The 14975-nt window shown below is 54.7% G+C and carries 20 protein-coding genes and 1 other annotated feature; all 20 genes read left to right on the top strand.

What is annotated here, in order from left to right; all coding sequences use genetic code 11:
* The first annotated feature begins 1 nt into the window (after position 1).
* The 20 genes from GJ1_RS10565 to GJ1_RS10470 all read left to right on the top strand — a co-directional run bounded on the left by GJ1_RS10565 (position 2) and on the right by GJ1_RS10470 (position 14811).
* Positions 2-541 (top strand): type II secretion system protein, encoded by a 540-nt coding sequence (locus GJ1_RS10565; protein ID WP_066232051.1) that lies wholly within the window; start codon positions 2-4, stop codon positions 539-541.
* Between the two features lie 28 nt (positions 542-569).
* On the top strand, positions 570-1316 hold the full coding sequence (locus tag GJ1_RS10560; protein WP_066232047.1) for a prepilin peptidase: 747 nt from the start codon (positions 570-572) through the stop codon (positions 1314-1316).
* A gap of 26 nt (positions 1317-1342) precedes the next feature.
* Positions 1343-2275, top strand: coding sequence for a type IV pilus biogenesis protein PilM (gene pilM, locus GJ1_RS10555; protein WP_066232045.1), 933 nt, complete (start codon positions 1343-1345; stop codon positions 2273-2275).
* A complete protein-coding gene (locus GJ1_RS10550) occupies positions 2265-2840 on the top strand; it encodes a PilN domain-containing protein (protein ID WP_066232042.1) in 576 nt (191 codons plus the stop codon). Before pilM ends, GJ1_RS10550 begins: the two co-directional genes overlap by 11 nt.
* Positions 2837-3550, top strand: a complete 714-nt coding sequence (locus GJ1_RS10545) for a pilus assembly protein PilO (RefSeq protein ID WP_066232040.1) — start codon at positions 2837-2839, stop codon at positions 3548-3550. Before GJ1_RS10550 ends, GJ1_RS10545 begins: the two co-directional genes overlap by 4 nt.
* A gap of 18 nt (positions 3551-3568) precedes the next feature.
* A complete protein-coding gene (locus GJ1_RS10540) occupies positions 3569-4030 on the top strand; it encodes a type II secretion system protein (RefSeq protein WP_066232038.1) in 462 nt (153 codons plus the stop codon).
* Between the two features lie 116 nt (positions 4031-4146).
* The gene (locus GJ1_RS10535; RefSeq protein WP_066232100.1) at positions 4147-5253 is read left to right on the top strand and encodes a stage II sporulation protein D; all 1107 of its coding nucleotides are present in this window, start codon (positions 4147-4149) and stop codon (positions 5251-5253) included.
* Between the two features lie 115 nt (positions 5254-5368).
* Positions 5369-5950, top strand: a complete 582-nt coding sequence (locus GJ1_RS10530) for a Maf family protein (protein ID WP_066232036.1) — start codon at positions 5369-5371, stop codon at positions 5948-5950.
* A gap of 259 nt (positions 5951-6209) precedes the next feature.
* On the top strand, positions 6210-6890 hold the full coding sequence (gene radC / locus GJ1_RS10525) for a RadC family protein (protein WP_066232034.1): 681 nt from the start codon (positions 6210-6212) through the stop codon (positions 6888-6890).
* 156 nt (positions 6891-7046) lie between these two features.
* On the top strand, positions 7047-8069 hold the full coding sequence (locus GJ1_RS10520) for a rod shape-determining protein (RefSeq protein WP_011232093.1): 1023 nt from the start codon (positions 7047-7049) through the stop codon (positions 8067-8069).
* Between the two features lie 19 nt (positions 8070-8088).
* Positions 8089-8955, top strand: coding sequence for a rod shape-determining protein MreC (gene mreC / locus GJ1_RS10515; RefSeq protein ID WP_066232031.1), 867 nt, complete (start codon positions 8089-8091; stop codon positions 8953-8955).
* Positions 8952-9470 carry a rod shape-determining protein MreD gene (mreD, locus tag GJ1_RS10510; protein WP_066232029.1) on the top strand — a complete coding sequence of 173 codons (519 nt, stop codon included), beginning with the start codon at positions 8952-8954 and terminating at the stop codon, positions 9468-9470. The genes mreC and mreD overlap by 4 nt, the downstream gene beginning before the upstream one ends.
* A 49-nt stretch (positions 9471-9519) precedes the next feature.
* Positions 9520-10203 (top strand): septum site-determining protein MinC, encoded by a 684-nt coding sequence (gene minC, locus GJ1_RS10505; RefSeq protein ID WP_167346110.1) that lies wholly within the window; start codon positions 9520-9522, stop codon positions 10201-10203.
* A gap of 2 nt (positions 10204-10205) precedes the next feature.
* Complete coding sequence (gene minD, locus GJ1_RS10500; protein ID WP_066232023.1) at positions 10206-11009, top strand: septum site-determining protein MinD; 804 nt, start codon at positions 10206-10208, stop codon at positions 11007-11009.
* 269 nt (positions 11010-11278) lie between these two features.
* A complete protein-coding gene (locus GJ1_RS10495; RefSeq protein ID WP_066232021.1) occupies positions 11279-12046 on the top strand; it encodes a M23 family metallopeptidase in 768 nt (255 codons plus the stop codon).
* The gene (locus tag GJ1_RS10490; RefSeq protein ID WP_066232019.1) at positions 12039-12899 is read left to right on the top strand and encodes a site-2 protease family protein; all 861 of its coding nucleotides are present in this window, start codon (positions 12039-12041) and stop codon (positions 12897-12899) included. Before GJ1_RS10495 ends, GJ1_RS10490 begins: the two co-directional genes overlap by 8 nt.
* 148 nt (positions 12900-13047) lie before the next feature.
* Positions 13048-13126 (top strand) — a sequence feature (ribosomal protein L21 leader region).
* A 14-nt stretch (positions 13127-13140) separates the two neighbouring features.
* Entirely contained in the window at positions 13141-13449 is a 309-nt protein-coding gene (gene rplU / locus GJ1_RS10485; protein ID WP_066232016.1) for a 50S ribosomal protein L21, read from the top strand.
* Between the two features lies 1 nt (position 13450).
* Entirely contained in the window at positions 13451-13783 is a 333-nt protein-coding gene (locus tag GJ1_RS10480) for a ribosomal-processing cysteine protease Prp (protein ID WP_066232013.1), read from the top strand.
* 15 nt (positions 13784-13798) lie between these two features.
* Positions 13799-14089, top strand: a complete 291-nt coding sequence (rpmA, locus tag GJ1_RS10475) for a 50S ribosomal protein L27 (RefSeq protein ID WP_011232084.1) — start codon at positions 13799-13801, stop codon at positions 14087-14089.
* A 173-nt stretch (positions 14090-14262) separates the two neighbouring features.
* The gene (locus tag GJ1_RS10470; RefSeq protein ID WP_066232010.1) at positions 14263-14811 is read left to right on the top strand and encodes a sporulation initiation phosphotransferase B; all 549 of its coding nucleotides are present in this window, start codon (positions 14263-14265) and stop codon (positions 14809-14811) included.
* Positions 14812-14975: the final 164 nt, after the last annotated feature.

Raw genomic sequence — 14975 nt, 5'->3', positions numbered from 1 at the left:
TATGTTGAAGCGAATCATCAAAAACGAGCGCGGCTTGACGCTCATCGAACTGCTCGCCGTCATCGTCATTTTGGGGATCGTCGCGGCGATTGCCATTCCGGCGATTGGGGGATTGATTGACAATTCGAAAAAAGATGCCCATGTTTCGAATGCACAGCAAATGATCAACGCAGCGAAAATCGCCGTGACGGCGGATAAGGATTTGATACCGGCGAATGGGAAGGCGAAGGCGATTTCACTTAAGTATTTAGAAGATAATGGGTATTTAGAGACTGTAAAAGATCCTGACAAAACTCAAAATGGCTATACAGAGGCCATTCCTGAGACGAATCAAATTACTGCTGATCTTAATGTGAGCGGAAGTCCAATTAAAGATGGTTCTGTGAATGAACCGAGTTCCGGGTCTTATGTCATTATCATAAATGATAATAATAAACTTTATTATCGCGTAAAACTAGTAAATGCGCAACGCGGGGTGCAAGATCAAAACAATAAAGCTGTTGCGGAAGATAATTTGAAACGTTCTGAAGTTCGTCCATAAAACGTGTTTTACTAGGTTAATTTAGAATATGGTACATTTAAGTATTTTTCTCTACTCCCTCCTCCTCGCCTCGTTCTTTAACGTCGTCGGGCTGCGGGTGCCGGCCGGGGAGTCGATCATCAGGCCGCGGTCGCATTGCCCGGCGTGCGGGCGGACGCTATCGGCGAGGGAGTTGATCCCAGTCGTGTCGTATGTCGTGCAGCGCGGGCGGTGCAAAGGGTGCGGGGGGCGCATCTCCCCCCTTTACTCGGCAATGGAACTTGCGACCGCCGCTTTGTTTACCGCGGCTCCCGTTTGGATCGGCTGGGGCGGGAGGCTGATTGTGGCGTGGACGCTTATCAGCTTGTTTGCCATCATTGTCGTCTCGGATCTTCGCTACATGCTCATCCCCGACCGGGTGCTCCTCGTCTTTGCCGGTTTGTTTTTGGTTGAGCGGCTGGTGATTCCGTTTTTGCCATGGGCCGATATGTTCATTGGCGCGGCGGTTGGATTTTCGCTTTTATGGCTGATCGCCGTGCTGTCCAACGGCGGGATGGGGGGCGGCGATGTGAAGCTGTTTGCCGTGCTTGGGTTTGTGCTCGGTTGGAAAATGGTGTTGCTCGCGTTTTTCTTGGCGACGTTGTACGGAACGGTGATCGGGATTGTCGGCATGGCATTGGGCCGCGTACGGCGCGGCAAGCCGATGCCGTTTGCGCCCGCGATTGCGCTCGGGGCGCTGACCGCGTTTTTCTTCGGAGAAGCGATCGTGCGCGCGTATATCTCATTCATTGTGTAAAGACGGCAGAAAGGAAGCAGGCGACTATGGCGTTATGGCGGCGAAAGGCGAAACAGGCGAACATTGTCATCAAAGATCATGTCCTCCGCTATGTGGAAGCGAAGCCGGGGCATCCGCCGGAGGCGAGGCGGTGGGGAGAACGGGCCTTGCCGCCCGGCATCATCCGCGATGGAAAAATCGCTGATCGGGAAACGTTGGCGATGATTTTGGACGAGTGCATCGACGAGTGGAAGCTCGACGGGCGGCGCGTCCGCTTTGTCGTTCCTGACCCGTTTGTGATGATCCGCCATTTGCCGCTTCCGGTCCATTTGTCGGACGAGGACATCCGCGGCTATTTGTTTATGGAGCTTGGCGAATCGATCCCGCTTCCGTTCGCCGATCCGGTGTTTGACTACGTCGTGGCCGAGAGGACAGAGGAGGCGCTGAATGTCCTGTTGTTTGCCGCGCCGGAAGAGGCGGTGGCCGACTATACGGCGCTCTTGGAAGACGCCGGCCTGCGCCCGGTGGCGGCCGACGTGTCCCCGCTTTGCGCCTATCGCCCGTTTTTTGTTGCCGGACAAGCCGCGGTGGACGACCACATTTTGCTTGTCCAGTTTGACGAGTCGGCTGTCAATTTGAGCGTCTTCCACCGCCATTTGCCGCAGTTTATGCGCCATGTGCCGCTTGAGGCGTCTGGGGATCGGACGGCGGCGATCGTCGACCCGTTTATTGACGTGTATAAAGAAATCGAGCGGATGATGAGCTTTTATTCGTTTTCCCTCCAGCAAGGAAAACAGCAAATTACGCGTCTCTTCCTCACCGGCGATCATCCGGAGCTGAGCAATGTGTTCGGCGCATTGGCGGAGCGGCTTGACGTCCCTGTCGAACGGCTCAGCGCGCCTCTCGATCCGTTGCCGGACCGCTATCATCTCGCCTGGGGATTGGCGTTGAAAGAAGGAAGGGCCGACTATGATCGCTGACATCAACTTACTGCCGCGAAAAGAACCGCGCCGCGCGGCGGGCGCCGTGCTGGTAGCCTTCGCCGTTTTTCTCCTGCTGCTTGGCGCTGGGGGAGGCTACTGGCTGATGGAGAGTGCGAATCAACGGCTCGCGGCGCTTGAAGGGGAGCTTCGGCAAATGCGCGCCGAGCAGGCGGCGATGGAGGCGAAGGGAAAAACGACGGAGGAGCAACAAGCTGAGCAAGAGCTTGCTAAAGCGGTCCAATGGGCGAACCGTTATCCGTTCAAAACGGTGCCGCTGTTGCGCGCGTTGACCAAACAACTGCCAGAGCGCGGCTTTATCATGAGTTTTTCGTATGCTGGTCAAAAGACGGTGACGATGACAGTGCAGTTTGATGCGGCGGAAGAAGCGGCCTATTATTTAGATCGGCTTGAGGAAGTTCGTTTGGTCAAAGCCGTCAAATTGACCGGTGTCTCAGCCAGCGGGGAAAGCGGCGGGACAGAGGAGGAAGCGATCGTGCCGCGGTATATCGCGCAATATGAGCTGGAACTTCAGCTGACAGGAAAAGAGGGGGACAATGAATGATGGGCCGCTTTGGCAAATGGCCGCTCGTGTTTACCGGGGTGTTTCTTCTTGCCGCTCTTTTGTTTGCCGCTGTCTATGTTTTCGTGCTCCTGCCGCGCTACGAACAAATTGATCGGCTTGAGGCGGTCGTACAAAGCGAGAAAAACGTGTTGGCTGCAATGAAAAAGCAGGCGGCGGTGAATCGAGAAGGAACGGCAGAGAGTCTAGCGGCTTTGCAGAGGAAAGTGCCGGTGCGCCCGTTTGCCGACCAACTGTTGCTTGCGTTTCAAAAAGCGGAATATATTTCTGACAGCCGCCTATTGAGCGTGAGCTTTGCTGAAGGGCAAGGCGCCGGGGAAGCCGCCTCACAAGGGAACGGGAATGAAACGGAAAACAAGGCGTCCGGAAATGGGGCGCCGGCGTTGCCAAGCGGCATCCAGTCCATTACTGCCCAATTGACGGTGCAATCGCCGTCCTATTATCAGCTTGAACGGTTTTTAGAGGTGTTGGAACAGTCTGAGCGTATTGTTGCGATTGAAGGGTTGACCGTCACCGGTCCTCCGGAGCTGACGTCCACAGCCGATGAAGTGCAGCCGTTGACGTATTCTGTTACTGTGCGGGCGTTTTACGCGCCAAAGCTTGAGAAATGGAAGCAGCTAGCTCCCGTTCGCGACGTCCCTCCGCCGAGCGGCAAGGATAATCCGTTTGCGGAAATGGCGCCAGCCTCATAGCCGCGAGGAGGAAAAACGATGATCATTCGCATGAAACGGGGGATGACGCTCATCGAGCTCTTGGCTGTGCTTGTGATCATCGGCATCGTGGCAACGATCGTCGGCCTGGCTATGTGGACGGTGATTGATCGGGCGCGCGAGCGGGCGTTTGTTTCCGATGCGTATGGACTATATGAAGCGGCGCGGCTGTATGTCGGCGCGGAAAAAGTGGAGTTTTTGCCAGCCCGTTCTTCTGCCGTATTGTCGTATGGAGAGTTGGTGGAAAACGGCCTGCTTGATCCGATCAGTGATCCGTTTACCGGGAATGTGCTGCCGCCGGAAACGAATTCGTCGTACGTGCTTGTGACGAAGCGGGAAGACGGCGGGATCGATTATGCCGTTTGCTTGAAAGGCGAGACGAAACAGCTTTGCACTTATGATGGGCGCGAGCAGCCGATTCCTGTCGAGGCGTTGGGGACGGAGGCGATTCGTGACCGGTGATGTCAGAAAATGAAGAGCAGAAGCAAGAACAAGACGACAAATGTCTTGTTCTTTTTTTTTTCGTTTATGGTAAGATAGGCGAAAGAAATCGAAGTGCGAAGAAGGACGGTGGCAAAATGGACAAGCAGCGCATGGGGATTACGGTGAACGTCAACGGCAAGCCCCATCCATTTACAGTGGAGCGTTCGTTGGAAGGACGGCTGTCCGAGGAAGAGGCGGATGGATATCCGTCCGACAGCCGTCTGGGGAAAGGACAGCGAACAGGAGGCGGCCGCCAAGCGAGCGTGATTCAAGAGGATGGGCCGCCAGCCAGCGGGTCATCAACCAGCCTGTCATTTACGGAGGATGGACAAGCTTGCCAATATGTAGAAACGACAAGTTGGGAAGAGGCTGCCGCCCTGGAGGCGGACGAGAGAATCATCTCTGTTTCCGAGGTGATCGAAAACAAGAAAAGCGGCAAACCACGGCGGTCATGGCGGATGCCGCCGCACGCCAAGTCACTGTTCGCCGCGGCGGTGATCGCTGCTTTGGTCGGTGTGGCGTTTGGCATGACGGTGCTGCGCATTATTCCAAAGGAAAAAGTTACACCGTCGCCAGCAGTCGAAGCGATGACGGAATTGGTGAAACCCGAAACGGTGGGCGAGGAAAGTGGAGAAAGCGAGGTGACAGCACCGTTTTCCGTCGCTGTCATTCAAGCCGGCGTCTATTCTGATGCGGCGGCGGCCAAGCGGGCGGCGGAGCCGATCAAAACGGCAGGCGTCCCGGTCGTTGTGGCAGGGCAAAAACCAGCGGCACTCTATATCGCCGTCGGCGTTGATAAGGAAACACTGCGGACGGTCAATGACAAATATCGCGGGGTGGTGCCAAGCACGTACGTCAAAGAGCTGTCATTTCCTGTCGAAGCGGCCGCGCGCCGGTTGGAGGTCGTCCAAAAAGGGGAGGCTTTGTATAAAAACATGGCGGCAGTCTCCGCAGCCTTGCTTAGCGGCGGGAACGTGGGCGAAGATGATTGGCAGGCGCTAAACAAAGCGTATGAGGCGCTGGAAAAAAGCAAAGCGGCCAGCGACAAAACGGCCGGGCAGTATGTCGAGGCGCTGAAGCAGGCGTATTTAGCGCTTGTTGCGTACAAAGAGGGCGAAGAAGAAGAGTTGCTGAACAAAGCCCAGCAACAGCTGCTTGAGGCGCTCGCCGCTTATATCGAATTGGTGCCGCTAGGGAGCTAGAAGCTCCGTTTTTTTCTTTTTGTTCGTCTATCTGCAGAAAATTGCCTTTCGCTGAAAAATTTGCTACGATACAAATGAATCTTCCGAACCGAAACGAGTGAAAGGAGAATGAGTGATGCCCTCACGGTTCGTGCTTGCTTCCCGCTCCCCGCGCCGCAGGCAGATCCTCGAGCTGACCGGCTGGCCGTTTGACGTGCAGGAAAGCCAAGCCGATGAGACGATCGCTCCCGGAACGCCCCCCGATGAAGCTGTTCAACTGCTTGCCCGCCGGAAAGTTGAGGCGGTGGCTCCATCTGTCCCCGATGCATACGTTCTTGGCGCTGATACGATCGTTGTGTGCGACGGACGCTTGTTAGGAAAGCCGCGCACGGAAGAGGAAGCGTTCGCCATGTTGCGCCTCTTGTCCGGGCGGACTCATGACGTGTGGACAGGCGTCGCTATCGCAACGCCCCATCAGCCCATCACATCCTTTGCGGAAAAAACGGCGGTGACGTTTTGGGAGTTGACTGATGAAGAAATCGCCGCCTATATTGCCACCGGGGAACCGATGGACAAGGCGGGGGCGTACGGCATTCAAGGACGGGCCGCCCTGTTTGTCAAATGGATCGAAGGCGACTATTTGACGGTCGTCGGCCTGCCGCTGTCGCGGACGGTAAGGGAGCTGCGCCGGCTCGGGTGGCCGCCGGCGGAAAGCTAGAAAAGCGGGAGCGGCCCACCGGCCGGGCTCGCTGGACAAAAGAAAGCGTCTGCAAACGAATTCTGTTCCCATGCGGGGCGGTTCAAACCGCTCCATCTCCTAGAAGATTGGCGAAAAACCGCGTTTTTGTCAAAAAGATTGGTTCACGAACGCGCGGAAGAGCTGTTGATCCATTGGCGAAAGTTCCTTGCTCGAACGTTTTTTCATTAAATCACCGGTCTCCTATTGATGAAGCGAAACGGACAAAAGGGGGAGTATGATGGCGTGGATGATCCGCGATGTACCGAAAGACAGTCGGCCGCGCGAACGGCTGCTGTCGTCAGGGCCGGAAAGTTTATCCGACCATGAACTAATTGCCATTTTGTTGCGCACGGGCACGAAGGAGGAGTCGGTCGTGCAGCTCGCCCAGCGCCTTCTCCGTCATTTTGAGGGGCTCAGGCTGCTCAAGGACGCAACGGTCGAAGAAATGACGAACATCAAAGGGATTGGACCGACGAAAGCCGTGCAAATTTTGGCGGCGATTGAACTCGGCCGGCGCATTCACCAGTCCGGCTACGCCGACCGCTATGTCATCCGTTGCCCGGAAGACGGTGCGAAATATGTCATGGAAGACATGCGCTTTTTATCGCAAGAACATTTTGTCGCCCTTTATTTAAATACGAAAAACCAAGTCATTCACCGCAAAACGGTGTTCATCGGCAGTTTAAACGCCTCGATTGTCCATCCGCGCGAAGTGTTTAAAGAGGCGATCAAGCGTTCCGCCGCCTCAGTCATTTGTGTGCATAACCACCCTTCTGGCGATCCAACCCCAAGCCGAGAAGACATCGATGTGACGAAACGGCTCGCGGAATGCGGCCGCATCATCGGCATCGAGCTGCTCGATCACCTCATCATCGGTGATCAAAAATTCGTCAGTTTGAAAGAAAAAGGCTATGTCTAACGGTTCTCATTTTTTGTCGAATCAGTTATAATATCAATTATGAGTTTTTCCGAATCCGTTCGGGCGGTGTTGTACAACTTATAAATGACTGACATCGGACCAATGTTGCCAATATAAAATAGTATGCATTTCGTTTCGGAAAGGAAGATCGATCATATGTTTGGAATTGGGACGAAAGATCTCGGGATTGATTTAGGAACAGCGAACACGCTCGTTTATGTGAAAGGAAAAGGCATTGTTTTGCGCGAACCGTCGGTCGTCGCGATTCAGCGCGACACGAAGCAAATCGTCGCCGTCGGCAATGAGGCGAAAAACATGATCGGGCGCACGCCGGGCAACATCGTGGCGCTTCGTCCGATGAAAGACGGCGTCATCGCCGATTATGAAACGACGGCGACGATGATGAAATATTTCATTCGCAAGGCGGTCAAAACGAAAGGGCTGTTTGCCAGCAAGCCGTATGTGATGGTATGTGTGCCGTACGGCATCACGGCGGTTGAGGAGCGCGCGGTCATTGACGCGACGCGCCAGGCTGGAGCGCGCGACGCGTATACGATTGAAGAGCCGTTTGCGGCCGCGATTGGCGCCAACTTGCCGGTATGGGAGCCGACCGGCAGCATGGTCGTCGACATCGGCGGCGGCACGACTGAAGTGGCGGTCATTTCGCTCGGCGGCATCGTGACGAGCCAGTCGATTCGAATCGCTGGCGATGAAATGGATGAGGCGATCATTCAATACATCCGTAAAACGTACAATTTGATGATCGGCGAGCGGACGGCGGAGGCGATTAAAGTCGAGATCGGCTCAGCTGGAAATCCGGAAGGGATCGGAAACATGGAAATTCGCGGCCGCGACTTGCTGACCGGGTTGCCAAAAACGATCGAAATCAGCGCTGAAGAAGTGGCCGAGGCGTTGCACGATACGGTTTATGCGATCGTCGAGTCGGTGAAAAACACGCTCGAAAAAACACCGCCGGAGCTGGCGGCTGACATTATGGACCGCGGCATCGTGCTGACAGGCGGCGGAGCGTTGCTGCGCAATTTGGACAAGGTCATCAGCAAAGAGACGGACATGCCGGTCATTGTCGCGGAAAATCCGCTTGATTGTGTGGCCATCGGCACCGGGAAAGCGCTCGACCACATCGACTTGTTTAAAAACAAGGCGAGAGACCATCGCTGACGGTAAGAAGGTGTGACGCATGCCACAGCTTTTTGGGAATAAGCGTCTCATTTTTTTGCTCGTCAGCATCGTCATCCTTGTCATGTTGATCGGCTTTTCGCTGCGCAGCCGCGACGAGTTGACGTGGCCTGAGCAGTTCGTAAAAGACACGGCCGGTTTTGTTCAGCTTCTGTTCGGAAAGCCCGCACAGGAGATCGCGGGCTTCTTTGAAAATGTGAATGATCTTCGCCGTACATATAAGGAAAACGAGCTGCTGAAGGCGCGTCTTGAGGAGTATGCGGCGCTTGAGACTGAAGTCGAGGCGCTGCGGCAGGAAAACGAACGGCTGCGCGCATTGCTCGATAAAAAAGAGAGCTTGCGCGATTTTGTTCCAATTCAGGCGACGGTGATCGGGCGGAACCCGGACCGTTGGCGGGAAACGATCATCGTCAACAAAGGCGCGCAGCACGGGGTGAAAAAAGATATGGCGGTTATTACTCCAGCGGGCCTTGTCGGCAAGGTGCAGCACGCCTCCCAGTTTACGTCCACCGTGCAACTGTTAAGCGCGCTTGACCAAAACAACCGCATTTCCGCTTACGTCCAAGGGAAGGAAAATGTGTTTGGGCTGATCGAAGGCTACGATGAGAAGCGGCGCGAGCTGTTGCTTGGCGAAATTCCGATTGACGCCAAAGTGGAAAAAAAGCAAAAAGTGTTGACTTCCGGTCTTGGCGGCGTATTTCCAAAAGGATTGCCGATTGGCGAGGTGACCGAAGTCAAGCCGGACCAATACGGATTGACAAAAGTCGTCTATGTCAAGCCGTTTGCCAACTTATATGACATCGATGACGTTATGATTGTCAAACGAACGATTGATGCAGCACTGCAGGAAGAGGGGAAGGCAAAGTGAACAAGTGGCGTCTCCCATTCCTTGCGGTGTTATGTTTTGTCAGTGAGAGCATTTTTGTTGATGTATGGCCAAAAGGCGACTTGTATGTCTACTATTTTTTTGTTCCTCGGTTTTTTCTTGTTTTTCTCGTGCTCACAGCGATGCATTTCGGTGGGACGCGGGCGATGGGGTACGGGTTCATCTTCGGGTTTCTGTATGACTGCGTCTACACAGAGCTGCTCGGCGTTTATGCGTTTGCCTATACGCTCATTGCCTACTTGGCGGGCAAAGCGGTGAAATGGTTCCACCAAAACTGGTTCGTTGCGTCGCTCTTGTCGCTGTCAGCCATTGTGCTGCTTGACAGTTATGTCTACGGCATTCAGCTGTTGATCGGACGGACCGATTGGTCGTTTTCCGTTTTTTGGGAGCGACGCTTATGGCCGACGCTGCTTCTGAACCTCGCGTTTTTGCTCGCTTTTTCATATCCGCTCGAACGGCGGTTGGCAAAAATTCGCCGGTCCGAGCAGGAAGAATAAAAGAGGAAAAACGGCCCGTTTTGTAGAATTATTCGTTGGGGTGAACGTTGTGGCGAAACAAAAGCAGCAGTATGTGACGATTAAAGGGACGAAAGATGGGCTGACACTGCATCTCGACGACCGCTGCTCGTATGACGATTTATTGAAAGAAATCGAGGAGCGGCTCGTCAAACAAGCTGGCGTCGCGCCAGACAGCCCGCTTGTCTCCGTTCATCTAAACATTGGGAACCGCTATTTGACGCCTGCCCAAGAGGAAGAGGTGCGTGCGCTCATCCGCCGTTCAAAAAATTTGGTCGTCGATTCGATCGAAAGCAATGTCATGTCGAAAGCGGAAGCGAGGGAATGGATGCGAAAAACGGAAATTGTGCCCGTTTCGCGCATTGTCCGTTCGGGACAAGTGCTTCATGTCGAAGGGGATTTGCTGCTGATCGGCGACGTGAACCCCGGCGGAACGGTCATTGCCGGAGGCAACATTTTCATTCTCGGCGCCTTGCGCGGCATCGCCCATGCCGGATATGCCGGCAATAAACAGGCGATCATCGCCGCGTCGGTGATGAAACCGATGCAGCTGCGCATCGGCGACGTCATGAATCGGGCGCCTGATTCGAAAACGGATGAAGGAAATGAAATGGAATGCGCCTATATTGATGAACATAACCAAATTGTTGTCGACCGCCTTCAGCTGCTGATGCATTTGCGGCCGAATTTGACGCGCTTAGAAAGGAGAATGTGACCGTGGGAGAAGCGATCGTCATCACTTCCGGAAAAGGCGGCGTCGGCAAAACGACGACGACCGCGAACCTTGGGACGGCCCTTGCCATTCTCGGGAAGCGGGTGTGCCTTGTCGACACCGACATCGGGCTGCGCAACCTCGATGTCGTGCTCGGGCTTGAGAACCGAATTATTTATGATTTGGTCGATGTCGTCGAAGGGCGTTGCACGGTGCAAAAAGCGCTTATCAAAGACAAGCGGTTTGATAACCATTTGTATTTGCTGCCGGCAGCGCAAACGAGCGATAAATCGGCGGTCAACCCGGCGCAAATGAAACAGCTCATTGAGGAGCTGAAGCAGGAATACGATTATGTGCTCATCGACTGCCCGGCCGGCATCGAACAAGGCTATCGCAACGCCGTCGCCGGCGCGGACGAAGCGATCGTCGTCACGACGCCGGAAGTGTCGGCGGTCCGCGACGCCGACCGCATCATCGGTCTGCTTGAGGCTGAGGAGCACGTCAAACCGCCGCGCCTCATCATCAACCGCATTCGCAGCCATATGGTGAAAAACGGCGATATGTTGGATGTCGACGAAATCGTCACCCATTTATCGATCGAGCTGCTCGGCATTATCGCCGACGATGAAAACGTGATCAAAGCGTCGAACCGCGGCGAGCCGATCGTGCTTGACCCAAACAGCAAAGCGTCGATCGCCTTCCGCAACATCGCCCGCCGCATCCTCGGCGAGTCGGTGCCGCTGCCGCCGCTTGAGGAAGAAGAGAAAGGGCTGTTTTCAAAGATTCGGAAAATATTTAGTTTGAAATAATTGAGTTGGCGTAAGAAGGCCGTTGATGGGCCTTCTTTTTTTATTCATGTTGCCGCTTGGAATTCCTGATTTGTATACAACGGAAGCAGATGGTATAGATCGGTCGAAGCGCTCGGCAGAAATTTTGTTGCGAAAACGTTTGAACGGTACGGTGATCATTTGCTCGCGGACGTGTTCAGCGGGGCGGCGGTGAAAAACGCTCGTTCATATTCCGTAAGGTTGTCTCATAAATTAGTACAAATGTTGTTGGAAAGGTGGAGGGGGGACGTATGGACCGACGCGTTCGGGAGATCAAAAAACGGATTGAACAGCGGCGGAAAGAACGCCAATATGAGGCGAAGCGGCGAAAGGAGCAGGATTGGGGTACAGCAGACGAGGAGCGGTACGGGCTGCCTGTCATCACGTATGACCGCTATTCGTTTGAATCAGAGTCCCACCCGCTGTTTCGCAAAGAGTGGTTTCTGTTGAAAACGCTCATCGCCGCCTGCCTCGTGCTTGCCACCGCCATTTTGTTCAAGCATCCATCCGCTTCGCTCGAGCGGGCGCGGCAGTTTGTCGCGCGGACAATGGAAACCGAATTTCAATTTGCGGCTGTTTCGGCTTGGTATGAGAAAACATTTGGCGAGCCGCTCGCTTTTTTTGCGCCGCAAAAAGAAAAGGAGACGAAAAGGGCGCCTTCCTACGCCGTGCCTGCGTCCGGCCGGGTGCTTGAGAGCTTTGAGAAAAACGGTCAGGGAGTGATGATTGAAACCGAGGCGAAAGCGAAAGTGGAAGCGATGAAAGAAGGGATTGTGACATTTGCCGGGACGAAAGAGAACCTCGGCAAAACGGTCATCATCCAACATGCGGATGGCACGGAGACGTGGTATGGCCATTTAGGTGCGATTTCGGTAAAACTGTATGACTTTGTGGAAATGGGGCAGGAAGTGGGCACAGCCGAGGCGAGTGGAACGAATGCACAGAAGGGGATGTTTTATTTTGCCATTAAGCAAGGGGATGAATTTATCGATCCGATTCAGGTGATTTCCTTTGAATAAATATATGGCGCTGCTCGGGAAGCTGCATGTCCACCCGCTGTTATGGCTGATCGGCGGCATGGCCGTGTTGACCGCCCATTTCAAGCAGTTTTGCCTGTTGTTTTTCATCGTCCTTGTACATGAGCTCGGCCATGCGGCGGCGGCGGCGTTTTTCTCCTGGCGGGTGAAGCGGATTTTGCTGCTGCCGTTTGGCGGAGTGGCGGAAGTGGAAGAGCACGGCAACCGGCCGTTCCGGGAAGAATGGATTGTGGTGCTCGCCGGACCGGCCCAACATGTTTGGTTGACGGCGGCGGCGTTTTTTTTGTGGAAGGCCGGCATGATGGACGACGGGAGCTGGGAGCTGTTTTTTCGCTACAATGCAGCCATTTTCGCTTTGAACTTGCTGCCGATCTGGCCGCTTGACGGCGGCAAATGGTTGTTTTTGCTGTTGTCGTACCGCCGCCCGTTCAGCGCGGCGCACCGGCAGATGGTCGTCATCTCAACGGCGGTGCTCGCCTCCGGCATCGCCATGCTGCTTGTATTTGCGCCGCGCCAGCTCGATTTATGGGTGATCGCCTCCTTTTTGGCGCATGCTCTTTGGCAGGAGAAAAAGCAGCATCCGTATGTCGTCATGCGTTTTTTGCTTGAGCGGTATTATGGGAAAAAAGGAGATTATACGAAGCTGCGGACGATCACGGTGCCGGCGGATGAGCGCGTCTTGGCTGTGCTGCAGCGATTTTACCGCGGGCAAAAGCATGCGATCATCGTCGTCCGCGACGGGCGCGAACGGGCGACGCTCGATGAAAACGAGCTGTTGCATGCGTTTTTTGCCGAAAAACAAGCCGATGCGCCGCTTGGCGCTCTTATTTATTGACATGGCCAGCTGTCTGAACCGTTTCATGGCCGCCGGAGGGTGAAGATGACGGTTGACGGCCGGCCGTTTCTATGTTACGATAAACAATGTTGTAGACTTTTTGTCCTGCAGGCAAGGACAAAAGAGGGCGGCTGTCGCAAAAGACGCACCCGCACTACAACCGCTCAGCGCGGGCGATGAAGCGTCCGTCTGGGGCCGCCTTGACGCTGGCGAGTCTGAGTCGATGAAGGAGGTGCGAAGCATGTACGCAATTATCGAAACTGGCGGCAAACAATTGAAAGTCGAAGAAGGTCAAGAAATTTACATCGAAAGATTGGATGCGAATGAAGGCGATACGGTCACGTTTGACAGAGTGCTGTTCGTCGGCGGGGAAACGGTGAAAATCGGCAACCCGACGGTCGAAGGCGCAACCGTGACGGCGAAAGTGCAAAAACACGGCCGACAAAAGAAAATTATCGTCTTCAAATATAAAGCGAAAAAGAACTATCGCCGCAAACAAGGCCACCGTCAGCCGTACACAAAAGTCGTCATCGAAAAAATCAACGCGTAAGATGATCCACGTCACGATTGAACGGGAAGCGGACGGCCGCATCCGCGCGTTTACGATGGAAGGACACGCCCATTTTGCGAAACGCGGGCAAGACATCGTATGCGCCGGCGCTTCGGCGGTTTCGTTCGGTACGATCAACGCCATCGAGGCGCTTGTGGGCGTAAGCCCGCGCGTTTCGCTCGGCGAAGACGGCGGCTACCTTCGCTGTGAGCTTCCGAAGCTGGAAGAAGCAGCGGCGGCAGAGAAAGTGCAGTTGTTGTTGGAAGCGATGATCGTCTCGTTGCAGACGATCGAACGCGATTACGGGAAATTTATCCGCGTGACATCCATCTAGCGGGAGGTGACTGCGATGCTGAGACTTGACCTGCAATTTTTTGCTTCGAAAAAAGGGGTCGGTTCGACGAAAAACGGCCGCGACTCGATCGCGAAACGTCTTGGCGCAAAACGGGCTGACGGCCAATTCGTCACCAGTGGTTCGATTTTATACCGTCAACGCGGAACGAAAGTCCATCCGGGCTTGAACGTCGGCCGCGGCGGCGACGATACGCTGTATGCGAAAATCGACGGCATCGTCCGCTTCGAGCGGCTCGGCCGCGACCGCAAACGCGTCAGCGTCTACCCGGTCAGCCAAGAAGCGTAATGGATGAGGAAAAACTCTAACCGTTCGGTTAGGGTTTTTTCTTTTTGAGGCAGAAAAATCGTTCCTGTTCAATGTAAAAAAATGTTATAGTAAAAGTATGTGCCTCCCATAGCAGGGAGGCGGAAGTCCAAGCGGGGCGGGGAGCCTGCGCTTAGTGGATAGGGGAGCGTCGGATGGAGAAGCGGTGGACTATCGTTGAAGTGATGCGCCATGCCCGCCATGACTGGCTGAACAAAATCCAGCTGATCAAAGGGCATTTGGCGCTCAATAAAATCGAACGGGTAAAGGAAATCATTGACAGCATCATCGGCGAGATGCATCAGGAAACGCGGTTGACGAACTTGAAGGCCGAGCGGTTCGCCGAACTCATCATGACCTACAACTGGGAGCCGCGCCCGCTTTTTCTTGAATACGAAATCATGGACGGCGAAGCCGATTGGTCGCCGTACGATGCGCAGTTGGCTGAATGGTGCCGCGGGTTTCTTCGTCTGCTCGAAGCGCAGGCTGACGGGTGGACGGAAAACCATTTATGTTTGTCCATTGAGTTGTCCGGCGGACGAGCGGCGCTGTTTTTTGACTACCGCGGCGCATGGCGGGACGGTGAGGCCATTCGCGGTTGGCTGGAGCGCTGCGAGCCGGCGCCGCCGCTTCGGCTCGCGTCGTTTGCCATCGGTGAGAATGAATTGACGGTAGAGCTTGAGCTTTTGACGGCCGGGGCTTGATCATCGATCAGGAGAGGCTGAGCTTGTAAAGATTCCATCTGGGCTGCTGAGGCTTAGGTGACGGATCGGCGGGGAAAAGGACGTCGGACCGCGCGCCCTTGACCGTGTCAGGGCTGTGAGCGTAGCTTGATTGCCTTCAGCCCTTCACGCTTGCAGCGCTGCTG

Origin of the sequence: Geobacillus jurassicus NBRC 107829 (assembly GCF_001544315.1) — a bacterium.
Classification (GTDB): domain Bacteria; phylum Bacillota; class Bacilli; order Bacillales; family Anoxybacillaceae; genus Geobacillus; species Geobacillus jurassicus.
This window is presented reverse-complemented; position numbering and strand designations above follow the sequence as displayed.